Origin of the sequence: Intestinimonas butyriciproducens, assembly GCF_004154955.1 — a bacterium.
GTDB lineage: Bacteria > Bacillota > Clostridia > Oscillospirales > Oscillospiraceae > Intestinimonas > Intestinimonas butyriciproducens.
The window spans coordinates 1648666-1665296 of the sequence record NZ_CP011524.1; the positions used below are offsets into that span (position 1 = coordinate 1648666).

Consider the following 16631-nt stretch of genomic DNA (forward strand, 5'->3'; position numbering starts at 1 on the left):
AAAGGGAAATGCCATTACAGATAAGCGATCACGTCCGCACATTGGGCAGGGAGGCGCAGGCGGCACTAGGGGAACAGTTTGCACGCATTGACGCCATTGCGGAGGAGAATACCCAGAAGGTCCTGGCCGCCTTCCAGAGACATCGGGTGGCGGAGTCCTATTTTGCCGGGACCACCGGCTATGGATACGATGACCTGGGCCGTGACCAGTTGGACGCCATTTTTGCGGACCTTTTTGGGACGGAAGATGCTCTGGTCCGAATCGGCTTTGTCAACGGCACACATGCCATCTCTTGCGCGCTTTTTGGCGCGCTGAAGCCGGGAGATACTCTGGTTTCGGCGGTGGGCGCTCCTTATGATACCCTTTTAGGCGTGATCGGAGTGGTGGATAAAGGCCCAGGATCGCTCAAGCAGTATGGCGTAAACTACCGTCAGGTAGATGTCACCCCCGAGGACCGCCCGGATGTGGAGGGAATCGTGGAGGCGGTAAAGGCCCCCTCCGTAAGTACGGTACTGATCCAGCGTTCAAGGGGATATGCGACCCGAGCTTCTCTCTCTGTGGATGAAATTGGAACGCTGTGCGCCGCCATTCGCAGCGCCAACCCTGGGGTCAATATCTTGGTAGACAACTGCTACGGAGAGTTTGTGGAGGAGCGTGAACCAACACAGGCCGGGGCGGATCTGGTCGTGGGGTCCCTCATCAAAAACCCGGGGGGCGGTCTTGCGCCCACCGGGGGATACATCGCCGGACGCCGCGATCTGGTGGAGGCGGCCTCTATGCGCCTCACTACGCCTGGAATCGGCAGAGAATGCGGCTCTACTTTGGGAAACAATCGTCTGCTCTATCAGGGACTTTTCCTTGCACCCCACACCGTGGCTCAGGCGGTAAAGACCGCTGTATTTGCCGCCAAGACGATGGAACTGCTTGGTTATCGGGCTGAGCCCGCCTCCAGTGCGCCGCGGCACGATATCATTCAGATGATTCATTTCGGTGAGCCGGAAAAGCTGAAAAAGTTTTGCAAAGGTATCCAGATGGGGGCGCCGGTCGACTCCTACGTGACGCCGGAGCCCTGGGATATGCCGGGCTATGACTGCCCTGTCATCATGGCGGCTGGCGCTTTTATCCAGGGGGCTTCCATCGAGCTCTCCTGCGACGCTCCCATGCGTGAGCCCTATACCCTCTATCTTCAGGGCGGCCTCACCTATGAATCCGGGAAAGCGGGCGTGCTTTTGGCCGTGGAGGAACTTTTAAAGGACTGATACAAGCCGGTGTGCGCATAAAGTCTGCATATGGGGGTGACCTTATATATGCGGACTTGGCACAGATGGGGATTTCCCCGATTCAGGCGACGGGGACCGCCCCAAGCCCGAAAGGCGCATGGACTGCTGCTCAGCGGACTGCTCGGGGTGAGCCTTGCGCTCCTCCTCATCGGATACCTGGAAATCAGGCTGCATCCAATCCTGAACGCTATGGCCACGGCAAAGGTGACCAATACGGTTACGCAGACGCTGGATGGCGCCATCGCCAATGAGATATCCTCCGTTGGGATCACCTACGGAGATCTCATCTCTATGGAAAAGGACAGTACGGGGCGCGTGACCGCCCTTACCAGCAATATGGCGGAGCTCAACCGACTCCGGACGAGTATTCTCAGCGCTGTGGTCACAGCCGTGGATACCCTGGATCAGGAGCAGCTTTCAATTCCGGTGGGAAACCTGACAGGGATCAACTTTCTCTCCGGAAGAGGCATATCTCTGCCAGTGGAAGTGGTGGCCGTGGGTTCCGCCCATGCGGAATTTCACAATCAGTTCGACTATGCCGGGATCAACCAGACCCGGCATCAGATCCTGCTGGATGTGTCCGTCGCTGTGGACATCCTGCTGCCCGGGGATACCCTACGGACCGAGGTCACCGCACAGGTCCCCGTGGCGGAAACTGTTATCGTGGGTGCAGTACCGGACACTTACTTGCAGCTTGGAACATAAGAGAGGCGGTACTTTGCGCGAGATTGCAGTGATCGGAACTTATATGGTCAAAATGTTCCCCGCTGGGTGCTTCGGGGTGCTGTTCTGCGCGGCGACACTGCCTCTGCGGCGCAGGAGACTTTCTCGAAACAATATGGGCACAAGCGCCGCGCATGAGCTTTGCTTGATGCTCTTCACCGCTTTTCTTGCGGGGCTTTTTGCGCTGATCGTGCAGTCCTCCGGAAAATCTTCCGGAGGACTGCACGACAATCTAATCCCGTTCCAAATAATAGCGGATCTGGCCTCAGAGCTGCATGCCGGAATCTGGATGGGATTTTGGGTTAGTTTCCCGGGAAATATTGTTATGTTTTTGCCTTTAGGATTTTGCCCCGCACTGCTTTGGCACAGAATTACCTTTCGGATCGCACTGCTGATCGGAGCCTGCACCTCACTCACCATCGAGTTGTGCCAGCTTCCCCTGGGACGCAGCACCGATATTGACGACCTTTGGCTCAACACGTCGGGCACAGCAATTGGACATGGACTATATCGGACCTTGGACGGACGGAGACCGCGGTGGACAAAAGCCTGTAAAGTGATATACAAGACAGAAGAGGAGACCTCCCATGGATGTAAAACAGGAGATTGAACAGTTGCGTGCCGCGCTCAACGAGGCCGGCTATGAATACTATGTTTTGGATCGCCCTACCATGAGCGATTACGATTATGATCACCGGCTCCGGCGTTTAGAGGAGCTGGAGAAGGCATACCCGGAGTATATCACACCGGATTCTCCCACCCAGCGGGTGGGAGGAGAGGCGGTCTCCGGATTTGAAGAGGTCCGCCACCGTGTTCCGCTGGAAAGTCTTCAGGATGTGTTTTCCATGGAAGAACTCTCCGACTTCGACCAGCGCGTCCATGAGAGCGTTGGCGATGTGGAGTATACGGTGGAGCCCAAAGTAGACGGCCTCTCTGTGGCGCTGGAATACCGGGATGGCCTTTTTGTCAGGGGCGCTACCCGCGGGGATGGGCTGGTGGGAGAGGATGTCACCGAAAATCTTCGTACCATCAAATCCATTCCCATGTTGCTGCCACAACGACTGCCCAGCCTCATTGTCCGCGGAGAGGTGTTCATGCCACGCACCGTATTTGCAAAACTCAATGAAGAGCGGGAACAAAACGGAGAATCCCTTTTTGCAAATCCCCGCAACGCCGCTGCGGGTTCGCTCCGGCAATTGGACCCTAAAATCGCAGCGGCCCGCCGTTTGGACATTGTCCTTTTCAATATCCAGTATATGGAGGGCCGCTCGTTCCAGACGCATTCGGAAACGCTGGATTTTCTGGAGCAGATGAAATTCAAAGTGATTCCCCGCAAAATTTGTCAGACGATACGTGAGGCCCAGAAACAGGTGGAAGATATCGGAGAGAACCGGATTCAATTCCCCTACGACATTGACGGCGCAGTTGTAAAGGTAAATTCCCTTTCAGAGCGCGTAGAATTGGGCAGTACCGCAAAGTTTCCACGCTGGGCTGCAGCGTTTAAATACCCGCCGGAGCAAAAGGAGGCTACGGTCCTTGATATCATGGTCCAAGTGGGGCGCACCGGTGTTCTGACGCCAAAAGCCACTTTGAGCCCAGTGCGTCTGGCCGGCACCACAGTCACCAGCGCCAGTCTGCACAACCAGGACTATATTGCAGAAAAGGATATTCGGATCGGAGATACCGTTTTGGTCCAGAAGGCCGGAGAAATCATCCCCGAGGTAGTAAGAGTTATAAAAGAAAAACGCCTTCCAAATTCAGCCCCCTATCATCTGCCGGGGAAATGTCCTGTCTGCGGCGCCCCGGTAGTACGGGACGAGGAGGGAGCGGCCATTCGCTGCACCGGCGCCGAGTGTCCGGCACAGCTCCTGAGAAATCTAACGCATTTTGCATCCAGGGATGCCATGGATATTGAAGGGCTGGGACCGGCCGTGGTGGAGAGTCTGGTAAACGCCGGTCTGTTGAAGGCTCCGGGAGACCTTTACACCCTGCGGATCGATGAAGTTGCCAAATTGGAGCGACTGGGACCAAAGTCCGCGGAAAACCTGATCCACGCTATTGAGCGTTCCAAGCAGAACGACCTTTCCCGTCTCTTGTTCGCCTTTGGTATCCGACAGGTGGGACAGAAGGCGGCCAAGGTCCTGGCCGCCCGTTTTGGTACGTTGGACGCACTGCGCGGGGCGACAGTGGAAACCCTCACCGAGGTAAACGATATTGGTGAAATTACGGCGCGGAGTCTGATTGCGTGGCTCCATAGTCCTCAGGCGGAACACCTGATCTCTGCGCTGAAGGATGCGGGTGTGAATATGGCAAGTAGCGCGCAGAGCACAGGAGATCAGCTTGCCGGAAAAACCTTTGTCCTTACGGGGACACTGGCTCATTTCAGCCGTTCTGAAGCCGGAGCATGTATTGAGGCGCTGGGCGGGAAGGTGTCCTCTTCCGTCTCCAAAAAAACCAGCTATGTGGTGGCCGGAGAAGAGGCGGGCTCCAAACTGGAAAAGGCTCGTACGCTGGGGGTCCCTGTGCTCTCTGAGCAGGAGTTTCTGGATATGATCGGCACATAGATCATATCCAGAAATCTTGCGTCCTGTGACACAGTTTCCCTGTTTTGTCTATGGAAGTCCTTAAAAATTCGCTTTATAATAGAACTACGAAAGCGAAAGCAGTTTCGAAATGTTTTTGCATTCAAAAAGGAGTGATTCTGCATGGGACTGATGGATCGGGTTAAAAAAACAGGCATGTCCATCATGTACGACTATTTGGACAAGGACCCGGATCGGAATCTGCCGAAAATTATGGACTGGGTAGATCAGTTTGCGGGAAAAGATGTCTTTGCTGCTGCCCGGAAGCAGGCCCGGAAGGTGATCGAGGATCCGGACAACAACTGGTATCGTCTGATTAAAAGTCTGTGGACAGACATCGACGACGGAGTTCGTAAGACGCTTTTTGAAAATTTTATTGTGAACTCGGCGCTGATCGGGTTCCCAAAAGAGTGTGACAACCGTGAGAAGTACGGCTGCAATATCCCATGGGCTATCCTGATGGACCCCACTTCTGCCTGCAATCTTCACTGTACAGGCTGCTGGGCGGCGGAATACGGCAATAAGATGAATATGGACTTGGATACGATGGACTCCATCATCCGCCAGGGTACGGAGCTGGGTACCTACATGTATCTCTATACCGGCGGCGAACCGCTTGTTCGGAAAAAGGATATCATTACCCTCTGCGAACGCCATCCCGACTGTGTATTTATGTCTTTTACCAACGCGACGCTGATCGATGAGGCATTTGCCGACGAGATGCTGCGTGTCAAGAATTTTGTCCCCGCTATCAGCGTAGAAGGCTTTGAAGAGGCGACAGATTCCAGGAGAGGGCATGGCACTTTTCAAGCTGTGATGCGCGCCATGGAGATACTCAAGCGCAAAAAGCTGCCCTTCGGCGTCTCTTGCTGCTATACTCGCGCCAACGTGGATGTTATCGGCAGCGAGGCCTATTTTGACAAGATGGTGGAGTGGGGGGCAAAGTTTGCTTGGTTCTTTACATATATGCCGATCGGCGCCGACGCGGTGCCGGAGTTGATGGTCACTGCCGAGCAGCGGGAGTTTATGTACCATCAAATTCGAAAATTTCGGGATTCCAAACCCATCTTTACGCTGGATTTCTGGAATGACGGAGAGTATGTGGAGGGGTGTATTGCCGGCGGACGGCACTACTGCCACATCAATGCGGCGGGGGACATTGAGCCCTGTGCGTTTATCCATTATTCAGACTCCAATATCCACAATAAAACCCTTCTGGAGGCCTATCAATCTCCGCTCTTTATGGCCTATCATGACAATCAGCCTTTCAATCAAAATCATCTGCGTCCTTGCCCGCTGCTGGATAACTATGGACGGCTGGCGGACATGGTGGAGCAGAGCGGAGCAAAGTCTACGGATCTCGCTGCACCGGAGGATGTACATACCCTCTGCGGAAAATGTAAGGATGCAGCTGAACACTGGGCAGTCACCGCTGGAGCGCTGTGGGCGGCTTCACATCCGGATGGCGTCCATAAGGCGGAATAGATTTCTCTTATTTCAAAGCGGCGCAAGGCGATCGGCCTTGCGCCGCTTTCGGCCTGAAGGGGATTATTTGTCTGTAACGGGATTGGTGAAGTAAATATTTTTCTGATCCATTTTTTCTTTTGCCAGGCGGACCGCTTCACCAAATCTCTGGAAGTGGACGACCTCCCGCTCACGGAGGAACCGGATTACGTCGGTAACGTCCGGATCATCACAAAGGCGTAAAATGTTATCGTAGGTGACTCTGGCCTTCTGCTCCGCGGCCATGTCCTCGGTAAGGTCGGCGATTACATCGCCTTTTACAGCCATGGAGGCGGCGCTCCAGGGAAAACCGGAGGCCGCAGTCGGATAGACCCCTGTGGTATGGTCCACAAAGTAGGGGGCAAACTCAGCAATACGAGCATCGGTGTCGCTGATGTTCCGCGTGAGCTGATGGACGATGGCACCAATCATCTCTAAATGCCCCAGTTCTTCTGTACCAATGTCGGTCAAAAGGCCTTTCAGTTCGGCGTAGGGCATCGCGTATCTTTGGCTCAGATAGCGTAAAGATGCGCCGAGTTCGCCATCCGGTCCGCCATACTGACTGATAATGAAGGACGCCAGTTTGGGATTGGGCGTCTTGATTTTCACTGGATACTGTAGTTTCTTCTCGTAAGAAAACATTTATTTGCCCTCCTTCTCTGTGTAGTTCCAGGGCCACGGATCCTGGAGCCAAGTGTAGGTCTTGCTCCTGGCGGTTTCGCCGCGCATAATGGGGCCGCCGATCTCTACATAGTCGGCCCGCGCGGTCTCCTCCAGAGCGGCATACTGGCGGAAAAGCTCGAAGGCCTCGCCGTCAGAGGGATGCGTATCCAGATAGAGCGCCAGTTCCTGGAGCACAAATTCCAGCGCTTGCAGTTCCGTCATAGGCGTCTGCGGCAGGCTGGCCGCGTTGACTTTGGCACGGAAGGGGAGATTTAAGCCGGGATAAAGCGTCCCATTATTGAGGGCATCCATTTGGGAATATCGCTTTGGATTGTTTTGCTGAAAGGGGACATATGGTACCGCCAGAGGGGCACATTCGGGCAGTGTGCCGCAGTTATCGCTGCATGTGGCGGGATTCGGTGCATTGTCAGGGTACAATTCAGGATTCCTCCTTCTATGGTTTCAGAGAGAACACTCTGTCCGGCAGAGTTCCCCTCCGTTTTATCTTATGTGGCATGGTGCAAAAGGGAACCTGACGTTTTAAAGCCGGAAACCATTTTGCTTTTGAAGCGCGGGTGTGGTATAATGGCCCACGGTGAATATGATTTAGGGGAGAAAAAATTTTTGCAGCATGTAAATGACCTGGGCAGAGACGACATCAAGCAGCTTGTCCTGCGTGTAGCGCTGCCCTCCATGTTGGCGCAATTCGTCAGCGTACTCTATAGCATCGTGGACCGGATGTACATCGGGAATATCCCGGAGATCGGCGATACAGCCCTGGCCGGCGTGGGAATCTGCGGTCCGATTGTGAACCTGGTTGGGGCATTTGCCTTTTTAGTCGGGGTAGGCGGTGCCCCTTTGATGAGCATCAAGCTGGGAGAGGGAGACCGGGAGGGGGCGCAAAGAATCCTCTCCAATTGCTTTTTGATGCTTGCCGCCCTGTCCGCTCTGCTGACCGCGCTGGCGCTTGTCTGGAGGGAACGGCTCCTGATGTGGTTTGGCACCAGTGCATTGACATTCCCATACGCAAAGGACTATATCACAATCTATCTCCTAGGCACAGTCTTTGCCCTGATGTCTTCCGGATTGAATCAATTTATCGTCTGCCAGGGATTTGCAAACACAGGGATGCGCTCGGTCCTTTTGGGCGCGGTGCTCAACATTATTCTCGATCCGATTTTTATTTTCAGCTTGGGTATGGGGGTAAAAGGAGCGGCCTTGGCTACCGTTCTCTCCCAAATGGCGTCATGCACGTATGTACTTCTCTTCCTGTTCGGACAGCGCCCGCCGATTCGGATTACATTTGGCGGCTACCAACTCAAGGTCGTCCGTTCGGTTCTGACCGTGGGCTTCACATCCTTTCTGATTATTGCCATTGATAATGGGATGATCATTGCCATGAATGCTGTGTTGCAGCGATATGGAGGCCCTGGACAGGGGGATATCTTGATTACCTGCTGCACCATTATGCAGAGCTTTATGCTGATGGTTACCATGCCGTTAGGCGGCATCACGGGGGGCACGCAGAGCATCCTGGGCTTTAACTATGGAGCGAGGCGGCCAGACCGGGTGCTCAAGGCGCAAAAGTATATTATCCTGCTCTGCGTCTCCTTCACTGCACTCTTGTTCTTGTTTGCCCAACTGGCTCCTCACTTGTTTGTTTTGATTTTCACACGTGAAACGGAATATGTGGCGTTGGCTTCGCGCGCCATAAGAATTTATACATTGGGCATTATCCCCTTGGGGATACAGTATGAAATTGTGGATGGCTTTACTGGAATGGGGGTGGTCCAGGCCGCGTTGCCGCTCTCATTTTGGCGCAAGCTGATCTACTTTGTAAGTCTGTTTGCCCTTCCCGCCGCCTTTGGAGCGGAGGCAGTCTTCTTTACCGGCCCCATTTCAGATTTTGGAGGAGCGTTGGTATCTGTCGTGGTCTACCTGCTGACCATCCGAAAGATATTAAACAAGCGTTCCCCTGCGGAACCCCTGCCTGAGGTGTAATACATATCGGATGCCTCCCTCTCATAGAGTGCAGAGAGGGGGTGTCCACAGTGAAACAGATCTTTGAGAAACGCATTTTTTCTGTCGCCTTGCTGAGTATATTAACGTTAAGTACCTGCTATTATCTTTTTCTCTGGAAGGGAAACACGGTACCTGCCATGGCGCATCCCGACCGATTCTCAGCCGAGACAATCATAATCGATGCCGGACACGGCGGTGAGGACGGGGGAGCCGTCTCGCCTTCCGGGACAGTGGAGAGCAGCATCAATTTGGCCGTTGCGAAGCGGCTGGACTCCATTCTAGGCCTTTATGGGGCGAATGTCATCATGCTTCGGGAAAAGGATGTGTCCCTTCATGATCCCGGCTCCGAGACGCTACGTCAAAAAAAAGTGTCAGATCTTCATAAACGGGTAAAAATCATTGAGGAAACTCCCAATGCAACCCTCATCAGTATCCACCAGAATACCTACAGCGGCAGTTCGAAATATCACGGTGCACAGGTCTTTTATGCAAGCGAGGCGTCGAGCCTGCCCTTTGCCAAATTTGCACAAGAGACACTGCGCGTGGTATTGGATCCTGAAAACGGGCGGAAAGCTGCTAAAATCCCAGATACCGTTTATCTCATGAACCACATTACCTGCCGGGCTATCTTGGTAGAATGCGGCTTTCTATCCAACCCGGATGAGGACGTCCTGCTTCAAACCAGTGGCTATCAAACCAAAATCGCAACTGCACTGGCGGGAGCTTATCTTGGTTATTCTGAGACAAATTTGGAGGAACCATTCCAAAATGAGGGCTAAAATGATTTTTTATTGTACGGAATGCGGCAATGAAACGCCCAAATGGGTAGGGAAGTGCCCTGCCTGCGGGAGCTGGAACACTATGGTGGAACAACCCCAAGAGTCCAAAAAGAAAGGGGGGCCTGCGGCGCAGGGGATATCTTCCAGAGGGAGTTCTGTCAGTCATCCTAAATCTCTTGCAGAGGTCGAAACCACAGATGAACTGCGATTCCCCACAGGCCTGAGTGAGTTGGACCGTGTCTTGGGCGGCGGAGCTGTTCAGGGATCTCTGGTTTTGGTGGGCGGTGCTCCAGGGATTGGAAAGTCTACGCTGATGCTTCAAATCTGCGATAATCTCTGCCGCTTTTCCAAAGTGCTCTATGTATCCGGCGAAGAGTCTGAACGGCAGATCAAGCTGCGGGCCGAGCGGTTAGGCGTCCGCAGTGAGAGCCTTTATCTGCTGGCTGAAACTAGTCTGGAGAATATTCTGGAGTCCGTCCATGAGTTAAAACCCGATGTACTTATTGTGGACTCTATTCAGACCATGTACGACGAGGAGCAGACTACTTCTCCAGGCAGTGTAGGTCAGGTAAAGTGTTGTACCATGTCACTGATGCAGCTCGCAAAAGGAGAAGGAATCACTGTATTCGTCATTGGACATGTGAACAAGGAGGGCTCCATTGCCGGGCCCAAGGTACTGGAACATATGGTAGACTGTGTTCTATACTTTGAAGGGGAGCCCCATATGTCCTATCGGATCCTGAGAGCGGCAAAGAATCGGTTCGGAGCTACCAACGAGATCGGTGTTTTTGAGATGGCTGACAGCGGTCTCGTCGAGGTCCCAAATCCCTCTGAGACGCTATTGGAAGGTCGACCCAAGGACACGCCAGGAACCTGTGTGACTTGTGTTATGGAGGGAAATCGACCTGTGCTGGCCGAGATTCAGGCGTTGCTTGCCCCTACAAGTTTTGGAAACCCTCGCAGGACCAGCAATGGGTTTGACTACAACCGCGCGATGCTCTTGCTGGCAGTTCTGGAAAAGAGGGGAGGGCTCATGGTAAGTTCTTGTGACGCCTATATGAATGTGATAGGTGGACTTTATCTGGATGAACCCGCAGCAGACTTAGCTGCAATTATTGCCATTGCATCTAGTTTTCGGGACAAGCCTGTACCGGGCGATTTGACTGCAATTGGCGAGGTGGGACTTACCGGCGAACTCCGTTCCGTCAGCGCCCTGGGACAGCGTCTTTCTGAAGTTAGGCGTTTGGGCTTTAAACAGTGTCTGATTCCAGCTCAAAAAAGTATGAAACTGGTGGAACCGGATGGGTTACAGCTTGTCCGAGTTCGAAATATTCGGGAGGCGCTCAGCGCAGTTTTGTAAATGGTCTTTACGTGGTGCAAAGTTGACGCAGGAATTCAGATGACTGGGCGTTCCAATCGACGCCGCATGGGTGAGTACACAGTAGCCGTCCTGCTGGTAGATACATTCACTGGTACAGGCGATCAAACTCAAGGAAATCCCTCCAAAGCTTTTGTGTTTGGTTAGTCTGTCCAGCAATGATAAGAATATAAAAATATCAAAGAAGAGGAGGTGTCGCGGCGGCAGAGTTGAGGGTCCACAAGTAAACAAAATAAAGTTTTTCTTCTTGTTGCTTTGGCATAGAAAAGGGGAGAGGTTTTAGCCTCTCCCCTTTGTTTTATTCTACGATTTTGAGTTTGATTTCGTGTTCTGCTACTTTGTCCTCTATCCGGTCTATTTTCTTTTCCATCCTGTCGAGCCTTTCATTTATGTTTTGCATTTCTTCGGCCAGTAGGTTGAATTTGGGCTTGAATTCTGCGTCCATAAGTACTACTACATCGTGCATGATGTCTTTTCTCTGGGCGGTTAATTTCTCGTCCATCATTTTGCTCATTGCTTGGAGTATTTCCTGATCTGTCATTTTAGCGCCTCCCTTTGATGTTCTGAGTGATTTAAGTATAACATGGGTGTCAAGGGAGAGAGAGGGAGTGTTTTCCTCCCTCTCCTTTTTATAGCTCTACTCCGTAGACTCTCGATATGCAGCTTTTTATTTTGTATGCGCTTGCCATTCCGCCGTTCCATTCGACTATTGTTTCAAATACTTCGTTTGGGCTTATTAGTTCTTCTCTTCTTCCGTAGTAGTCTTCTAGTGCTTGTGTTTCAATTGGAAGTAGGATTTCTTCCCATTCTTTTCTTGTCATTGGTTCTGTTCTCATTTTAGAATACCTCCCACTGATAATTTTGTAGCTTGTTTAGGAGCTCTTCGGCCCGTGCGTGTACCCACTTCATGTAGGCGCTGTCGTTTTTGGTTTCCTCCAGGCCGTCGAGGGTGATGCGTAACGCCAGTCTTACGATCTCCGCCTCGTTGGCCGGGAGGGCGTACCTTCTTTTGCGCAACCTGATCGCCTCCTTCGGTGCTGAGTATTGGTTTGTCAAGGTACATCTGGCAAAGCACAAAGAGCAGGCTGGGGGCCGGATACAAGGGCGCCGTAGGCGCTTGTCTTGACCCTTGTATCCATAGGCCCTTGGCCTGCTATGGTGCAAAGCCCAGATGTGCCAAAACAATACCGCACGATGGTGGCGGTAGTGCGCACAAGAAAGCCGCCTCCCCGGGTGGGGAGACGGCTTATTTATTCTCCTATGAATTTTTTTATTTCTTCTTCTGTGATTTCTTTTGTATGTAGGACTTTATATCCGCACGTCTCTAATACTGTGTTTACGAATTTATCACGTTCTTTTCTTTCGGGGGTATTGTGACTGTTGTCGTCTAATTCTATTATATATTTTGCGACTAAGTTTTGTCTTGTCAATACAAAATCTACATGTTTTGCTTGTATTTTATATAGATTTGTTTTGTATTTGGGGTGTTTTCTTATTGGGGTCACGAGATCAAATAGTCTTACTTTTGCGAAAACGATTAAGTCTAATTTAGTTGCTATCTCTTTTAGCTTGTAGTATGCTCTTTTTTCGTTTTGTGTGAACATCCATTTGGGGGTGTAGGATTTTCTGATATATTCCGTATATTCGATTTCTTTGACTATTTCGTCTAATTCTTTTTCTAGTTCTTCATCATATATCAGACTCTCTTCTTCCGGTTCTTGTATTTGAGGAGGAGTGAGAGGTATCTTTTTATGCTGGTTGCTGTATTTTCGGCAAGCTCTTACTAGGACTATGATTATAACTACGAATATCGTCGATTGTATTATAGCTTCTGTTGTATTCATTTTTTTGTTATGCCTCCACACTCTTCATCTGGGCCAGTCAAGCCCTTTTTGTAGTCCCAATATATAATCTGCCGATACATGGTAATAGAGACATAATGTTTTTAAATGTGCTATCGGTAGTTGACGTTTCCCGAGCTCGTATTCACTGTAGTAGCTTTGAGTCGTTCCTAGTATTGTTGCTATGTCTTTTTGATTTAAGTCTTTGTCCTCTCGGAGAGCTCGTATTCTGTCGTTGTACTCCATAATTTTTTCGTCTCCGTTTTGTTGATATTGCCGATTTTATCATAGCTGAGATATTGACTATTGATTTTTAGCTGATAAGTCGGCTATTATGTAGCTGAGATATCAGCTATTTTTAAGAAGGGATGAATTGTATGTTTCGTGTGAGTTATGTTTCTGGGAAGTTTGAAGATCGACGGCATAAGGATTTTGCCTCTTTTGCGTCTGCGCAATACTACTTTTTAGCGAAATTTCATGAGGAGCGTCCCGGGCTTCGCCTTTCTGTTTTACCTTCTGAGGTTGTTGAGCGTATTGAGTTGGAACGCGAGTCGGATGATCCTGTCTCTGAGGAGGTTTCGGAATGAATTTAGATGAGTTTTATCAGAAACTGGAAGAGCATTGGAAGAAGTCAGATCGTGACTCTAGGATCATTGTTTGGGGTGGTCTTGGTTTCATGGCTGTTTGGCTTTTTGTTTATGCTTTTTTCTCTCTTTAATCCCGCCAGTGGGCGTGATTATAGTGCTGAGTTTAGGTCACATCAAAAAGCCACGGGGCGCCGTCCCGTAGACCGCCGGGTGTTCTCAAGGCTTTCTCAGCCATAAAAAAATGAAAGGAGTAGTTATTAATGAATGATGTGTATGAGCTGGTCGGTATGCGTAGTGTGGATTTCACGGGCTCCGGCGATGGAAAGAAGGTAGAGGGTATGAATCTTTACCTTACTTATGAGGATGTCCATATTGAAGGCGTAGGGACTGAGAAGGTCTTTGTCACCTCCAAGCGATTTGATTCTCTGTCTTTTGTCCCTGAGATCGGCGCTCGGTGCCGGCTGCTGTATAACAAGTATGGTAAGATCGCGGATATCGTCCCGGTCTGATCTCTCGCTTTTGGTCTCTGCTCTGTCCCGGCTGGTGGACAGGGTGGGGGAGGGGCCTGTAAGCCTCTCTGTGAGCCTCACGGACTCCCAGGAGGTCCTTTCCCTCCGTGCCCGGATAGAATCCCTTGAAAAGGAATTGGACGCTCTCCGGGCCTCCTATAACCATACTGAGTTCCTCTATCGCTGTGAGGTAGTAGTGAACACTGAATTGTTGGACCTGTGCCGTGAGCATGGGATCAAGGTACGGCGGTCCATGTTTGACCGTCTGCGTGAATGAACGTCGTGATGACATGCATTCTCCGCGGTGCTCCCGGGAGGCTGAGGCCTCCCAGTGGGGCACTTGACTCTGTAACATAAGTCGGGGAGAGTGCTTTTTATATGTTGTGTCCAGTCTATAGCGTCAAGTATTTTCGTGATGGGTATTATAAGCTGATCCGCTTTAATACGCCTCGTATCCCTTGTCTTCCGACTCCTCGTGAGGCTTTTGGCGATGCGGAGAAGAAGTTGTCTCAGGCTATTGCCCGTGCCCGGTCTGTGATCACTCAGGTCGCTATCTGTAATGATTGGGATTATTTCTTTACTTGTACTTTGGATGGGGCTAAGCATGACCGTTATGACCTGGACTCTTTTCGTAAAGTATTCCCTCAATGGCTCCGGGATTATAACAAGAAGTACCGTTGTAAGATACGTTATCTCTTAGTGCCTGAGCGTCATAAAGATGGCGCTTGGCATATTCATGGTTTTCTCCGTGGCGTCCCTTCTGATCGCTTGACGCCTTTTGTTCGTGGTATTCATCCTTGTAATCTGGTGGATGGCGGTTTTTTGAATTGGGGAGATTGCTCTTATAAATTTGGCTTTTGTAGTCTTGCCCGTATCAAGGACCCTGTCGCCGCTGGTCATTATGTGACCAAGTATATTACTGAGGATATGGCCGAAGCGTGTGTAGGCTATGGGCTTCACATGTATTACTGTTCTATTCGTCTGGCCCGTGCTGTTCCTATGGGGTATAGCTATGAGCGGTGTGTTGCTTTGGATAAGTTTATCCAGAATGATGGAAAGTATTGCTCTACCGGATATGTGAAGGATGTCGATTGGTCTTTCTGGCTGGATTACCTTCCGGCCGAGCCGCTTCAGCTCCCGTGTTATGCGCCTGAGTCTCCAGTTCCTCTTTGTATGTCCAATGCGCTGTTGCAGTTGTCTATGTTTGATTCTGCGGGGTGGTGTAGTGGTGAACATTAGTCTCTTGTCATGACTGGCCGCTGGTTCGATTCCAGCTCCCGCACCCAGAATTTGAAGAGGGGAGAGGTAGAAGTGATTCGTCGTCTGTTGGTGGTTCTGTCGCTGTCCGCCTCTCTCCTCGTTGGTACGTGCTTTGCCTGGGATGCGGAGTCTTTTGTAGGCAATGATTACGGCATGTACGCAATAGGGGAGACTCCTACAATGCGTAGGGCTTCCAGGTCTGTTTCTGCTTATGCTGCGGAGTCCGATGATTCGGATATAGCATCTTTTTCTATTTCTGATTTTTACTCTGGCTTCCCTTCTATCAATTTTGGTCTGTATCAGACTTTAACGAATTCTTATGGTTCTATTCTTCGGGTTGTAGCGGGTGAGAATCTTTCTTTGGGGGCTACTTCGGCTGCTTTATCTGAGTTTCCTCTTTTCCGTCAATTTTCTGCTTCTGTGACTGTGCCTTCTGCTTCCGGTTCTTACACTGCTGGTAGTGTCTTTGGCTATGGTGTTGGAGCTATTAAGGATAGTGGTTCTACTCCTAGTGTTTGGACTGATGGTTATTTTGATTATCAGTTGCCTATATCGTCTTTGGGTAGTTTTTATTCCTTAGAGTTTAATACTCCATTGGCTTTTGTTTTTCGTTGTGTTTCTCCTTCAATTCATCCCTCTGTTTCTGGTGTCCCTTATCGTCTTGACGTGCTCGTTAATGGTGAGCTGCTCCGTTCTTTGTCTCCTGTTCCGGTTTCTCTTTCTACTGATATTGCTTATTTCGATTTGACTTCTGTCCGCTATGATTCTGCTGTTGCTATTTCTTCTGTCGTTTTGCGCATCTATGGAACTTTCGGTAATCCTGCGGATTTACATGATGGTATTGGTAATACGGTCGTTTTTCCTTCTACTGAGGGTGCTACTTATGGGCTTCGTCTTATGATCGGTGTTGATTCTGCTGATCAGTCAGATCCATTTATGACGGTTTATACTGGTTCTCCTGAGATCGGCACTATTATTGATAATGCCCAGTCTAAGATAGATGAAATGGAAGGTCTTGAAACTGACTGGGGCCAGAAGATGAATCAGTATGTGAGTCAGCTTTCTATCTCTGATTTTACGTTTCCTTCCGATCTCCAGTCTGCTGGGGCGTTGGTCTCTGGTATTTTTCAAGATATCTGGTATGCCTTCGGAGATTATAAGATACTTTTTGTGTTTCCCTTGACTTTGGCTCTTTGTCTGGTTTTGACCGGTCGTATCGCCCGCGCTTATGCTTCTGGTGCTTTTAACAGGGGGAAGGGGGAGGATGATTGATGCTTTCTTTCATTAGTTCGATTGGTCAGGCTATCGGTACGGTTCTGAACTTTATTGTTTCTACTATCACTGGCCTTATCACGATTTTTGGCCTGGTCTCTCAGTCCTTCGTCTTTTTTAATACGGTCTTTCTGGTGCTCCCACAGGTGTTGGCTATTTTTGGCCTTACCGGTATTGCTGTCTCGGTCTTCCTGTTTTTGATCGATAGGTGATGTTATGTCAGAGTGGATTG

General features: G+C 50.5%; 22 protein-coding genes and 1 tRNA gene. 16 read left to right on the forward strand and 7 right to left on the reverse strand.

The window, feature by feature from the left end; genetic code table 11:
- The first annotated feature begins 8 nt into the window (after window positions 1-8).
- The 5 genes from SRB521_RS08270 to SRB521_RS08290 all read left to right on the forward strand — a co-directional run bounded on the left by SRB521_RS08270 (window position 9) and on the right by SRB521_RS08290 (window position 6070).
- Window positions 9-1259: a methionine gamma-lyase family protein gene (locus tag SRB521_RS08270; RefSeq protein WP_116721790.1), complete on the forward strand. Its 1251-nt coding sequence runs from the start codon at window positions 9-11 to the stop codon at window positions 1257-1259.
- Window positions 1260-1307: 48 nt separating this feature from the next.
- Entirely contained in the window at window positions 1308-1985 is a 678-nt protein-coding gene (yunB, locus tag SRB521_RS08275) for a sporulation protein YunB (RefSeq protein WP_075703867.1), read from the forward strand.
- A gap of 13 nt (window positions 1986-1998) precedes the next feature.
- On the forward strand, window positions 1999-2613 hold the full coding sequence (locus tag SRB521_RS08280; RefSeq protein WP_165366607.1) for a VanZ family protein: 615 nt from the start codon (window positions 1999-2001) through the stop codon (window positions 2611-2613).
- Window positions 2591-4567, forward strand: coding sequence for an NAD-dependent DNA ligase LigA (ligA, locus tag SRB521_RS08285; RefSeq protein WP_075703865.1), 1977 nt, complete (start codon window positions 2591-2593; stop codon window positions 4565-4567). The genes SRB521_RS08280 and ligA overlap by 23 nt, the downstream gene beginning before the upstream one ends.
- Window positions 4568-4708: 141 nt before the next feature.
- Window positions 4709-6070, forward strand: coding sequence for a radical SAM/SPASM domain-containing protein (locus SRB521_RS08290; RefSeq protein WP_058117714.1), 1362 nt, complete (start codon window positions 4709-4711; stop codon window positions 6068-6070).
- 63 nt (window positions 6071-6133) lie between these two features.
- Here SRB521_RS08290 and SRB521_RS08295 read toward each other — a convergent pair whose 3' ends face one another.
- The gene (locus tag SRB521_RS08295) at window positions 6134-6730 is read right to left on the reverse strand and encodes a manganese catalase family protein (RefSeq protein ID WP_033116692.1); all 597 of its coding nucleotides are present in this window, start codon (window positions 6728-6730) and stop codon (window positions 6134-6136) included.
- Window positions 6731-7189: a spore coat protein CotJB gene (locus tag SRB521_RS08300; protein ID WP_058117713.1), complete on the reverse strand. Its 459-nt coding sequence runs from the start codon at window positions 7187-7189 to the stop codon at window positions 6731-6733.
- An 18-nt stretch (window positions 7190-7207) separates the two neighbouring features.
- Here SRB521_RS08300 and SRB521_RS08305 point away from each other — a divergent pair, with 18 nt between their 5' ends.
- The 3 genes from SRB521_RS08305 to radA are packed head-to-tail and all read left to right on the forward strand — an operon-like array spanning window position 7208 to window position 10912.
- The gene (locus tag SRB521_RS08305) at window positions 7208-8752 is read left to right on the forward strand and encodes an MATE family efflux transporter (protein WP_334260281.1); all 1545 of its coding nucleotides are present in this window, start codon (window positions 7208-7210) and stop codon (window positions 8750-8752) included.
- Window positions 8753-8802: 50 nt separating this feature from the next.
- The gene (locus SRB521_RS08310) at window positions 8803-9552 is read left to right on the forward strand and encodes an N-acetylmuramoyl-L-alanine amidase (RefSeq protein WP_116721667.1); all 750 of its coding nucleotides are present in this window, start codon (window positions 8803-8805) and stop codon (window positions 9550-9552) included.
- On the forward strand, window positions 9542-10912 hold the full coding sequence (gene radA / locus SRB521_RS08315) for a DNA repair protein RadA (RefSeq protein WP_116721668.1): 1371 nt from the start codon (window positions 9542-9544) through the stop codon (window positions 10910-10912). Before SRB521_RS08310 ends, radA begins: the two co-directional genes overlap by 11 nt.
- 316 nt (window positions 10913-11228) lie before the next feature.
- Here the strand turns inward: radA and SRB521_RS08320 are convergent, their stop codons facing one another.
- The 5 genes from SRB521_RS08320 to SRB521_RS08340 form a co-directional block, all read right to left on the reverse strand.
- Window positions 11229-11471 carry a hypothetical protein gene (locus SRB521_RS08320; protein WP_116721669.1) on the reverse strand — a complete coding sequence of 81 codons (243 nt, stop codon included), beginning with the start codon at window positions 11469-11471 and terminating at the stop codon, window positions 11229-11231.
- Window positions 11472-11559: 88 nt separating this feature from the next.
- A complete protein-coding gene (locus tag SRB521_RS08325) occupies window positions 11560-11766 on the reverse strand; it encodes a hypothetical protein (RefSeq protein WP_129868833.1) in 207 nt (68 codons plus the stop codon).
- Between the two features lies 1 nt (window position 11767).
- Window positions 11768-11947 carry a hypothetical protein gene (locus SRB521_RS08330; protein WP_033116695.1) on the reverse strand — a complete coding sequence of 60 codons (180 nt, stop codon included), beginning with the start codon at window positions 11945-11947 and terminating at the stop codon, window positions 11768-11770.
- Between the two features lie 233 nt (window positions 11948-12180).
- Window positions 12181-12774 (reverse strand): DUF2726 domain-containing protein, encoded by a 594-nt coding sequence (locus tag SRB521_RS08335; protein WP_116721670.1) that lies wholly within the window; start codon window positions 12772-12774, stop codon window positions 12181-12183.
- 24 nt (window positions 12775-12798) lie between these two features.
- Entirely contained in the window at window positions 12799-13017 is a 219-nt protein-coding gene (locus tag SRB521_RS08340; protein WP_116721671.1) for a helix-turn-helix domain-containing protein, read from the reverse strand.
- Window positions 13018-13148: 131 nt separating this feature from the next.
- Between SRB521_RS08340 and SRB521_RS08345 the strand changes: the two genes are divergently transcribed.
- From SRB521_RS08345 to SRB521_RS08375, 8 genes are all read left to right on the forward strand, one after another.
- Complete coding sequence (locus tag SRB521_RS08345) at window positions 13149-13358, forward strand: hypothetical protein (protein WP_116721672.1); 210 nt, start codon at window positions 13149-13151, stop codon at window positions 13356-13358.
- Window positions 13355-13489 carry a hypothetical protein gene (locus SRB521_RS16695; protein ID WP_257534813.1) on the forward strand — a complete coding sequence of 45 codons (135 nt, stop codon included), beginning with the start codon at window positions 13355-13357 and terminating at the stop codon, window positions 13487-13489. Before SRB521_RS08345 ends, SRB521_RS16695 begins: the two co-directional genes overlap by 4 nt.
- Before the next feature lie 129 nt (window positions 13490-13618).
- On the forward strand, window positions 13619-13867 hold the full coding sequence (locus tag SRB521_RS08350; protein WP_116721673.1) for a hypothetical protein: 249 nt from the start codon (window positions 13619-13621) through the stop codon (window positions 13865-13867).
- A 10-nt stretch (window positions 13868-13877) separates the two neighbouring features.
- Entirely contained in the window at window positions 13878-14144 is a 267-nt protein-coding gene (locus tag SRB521_RS08355; RefSeq protein WP_129868834.1) for a hypothetical protein, read from the forward strand.
- Window positions 14145-14401: 257 nt separating this feature from the next.
- On the forward strand, window positions 14402-15106 hold the full coding sequence (locus SRB521_RS08360) for a rolling circle replication-associated protein (protein WP_165816282.1): 705 nt from the start codon (window positions 14402-14404) through the stop codon (window positions 15104-15106).
- Window positions 15079-15153, forward strand: a tRNA-Thr gene (locus tag SRB521_RS08365). The genes SRB521_RS08360 and SRB521_RS08365 overlap by 28 nt, the downstream gene beginning before the upstream one ends.
- A 25-nt stretch (window positions 15154-15178) precedes the next feature.
- Entirely contained in the window at window positions 15179-16399 is a 1221-nt protein-coding gene (locus SRB521_RS08370) for a hypothetical protein (protein WP_129868836.1), read from the forward strand.
- Window positions 16399-16611 carry a hypothetical protein gene (locus tag SRB521_RS08375; protein ID WP_033116701.1) on the forward strand — a complete coding sequence of 71 codons (213 nt, stop codon included), beginning with the start codon at window positions 16399-16401 and terminating at the stop codon, window positions 16609-16611. Before SRB521_RS08370 ends, SRB521_RS08375 begins: the two co-directional genes overlap by 1 nt.
- Window positions 16612-16631: the final 20 nt, after the last annotated feature.

Coding starts and splice junctions, on each gene's coding strand:
- SRB521_RS08270 (WP_116721790.1), top strand. CDS start 9: ATGCCATTACAGATAAGCGATCACGTCCGCACATTGGGCAGGGAGGCG.
- yunB (WP_075703867.1), top strand. CDS start 1,308: ATGCGGACTTGGCACAGATGGGGATTTCCCCGATTCAGGCGACGGGGA.
- ligA (WP_075703865.1), top strand. CDS start 2,591: ATGGATGTAAAACAGGAGATTGAACAGTTGCGTGCCGCGCTCAACGAG.
- SRB521_RS08290 (WP_058117714.1), top strand. CDS start 4,709: ATGGGACTGATGGATCGGGTTAAAAAAACAGGCATGTCCATCATGTAC.
- SRB521_RS08295 (WP_033116692.1), bottom strand. CDS start 6,730: ATGTTTTCTTACGAGAAGAAACTACAGTATCCAGTGAAAATCAAGACG.
- SRB521_RS08305 (WP_334260281.1), top strand. CDS start 7,208: ATGGTTTCAGAGAGAACACTCTGTCCGGCAGAGTTCCCCTCCGTTTTA.
- radA (WP_116721668.1), top strand. CDS start 9,542: ATGAGGGCTAAAATGATTTTTTATTGTACGGAATGCGGCAATGAAACG.
- SRB521_RS08320 (WP_116721669.1), bottom strand. CDS start 11,471: ATGACAGATCAGGAAATACTCCAAGCAATGAGCAAAATGATGGACGAG.
- SRB521_RS08325 (WP_129868833.1), bottom strand. CDS start 11,766: ATGAGAACAGAACCAATGACAAGAAAAGAATGGGAAGAAATCCTACTT.
- SRB521_RS08335 (WP_116721670.1), bottom strand. CDS start 12,774: ATGAATACAACAGAAGCTATAATACAATCGACGATATTCGTAGTTATA.
- SRB521_RS08340 (WP_116721671.1), bottom strand. CDS start 13,017: ATGGAGTACAACGACAGAATACGAGCTCTCCGAGAGGACAAAGACTTA.
- SRB521_RS08345 (WP_116721672.1), top strand. CDS start 13,149: ATGTTTCGTGTGAGTTATGTTTCTGGGAAGTTTGAAGATCGACGGCAT.
- SRB521_RS16695 (WP_257534813.1), top strand. CDS start 13,355: ATGAATTTAGATGAGTTTTATCAGAAACTGGAAGAGCATTGGAAGAAG.
- SRB521_RS08350 (WP_116721673.1), top strand. CDS start 13,619: ATGAATGATGTGTATGAGCTGGTCGGTATGCGTAGTGTGGATTTCACG.
- SRB521_RS08375 (WP_033116701.1), top strand. CDS start 16,399: ATGCTTTCTTTCATTAGTTCGATTGGTCAGGCTATCGGTACGGTTCTG.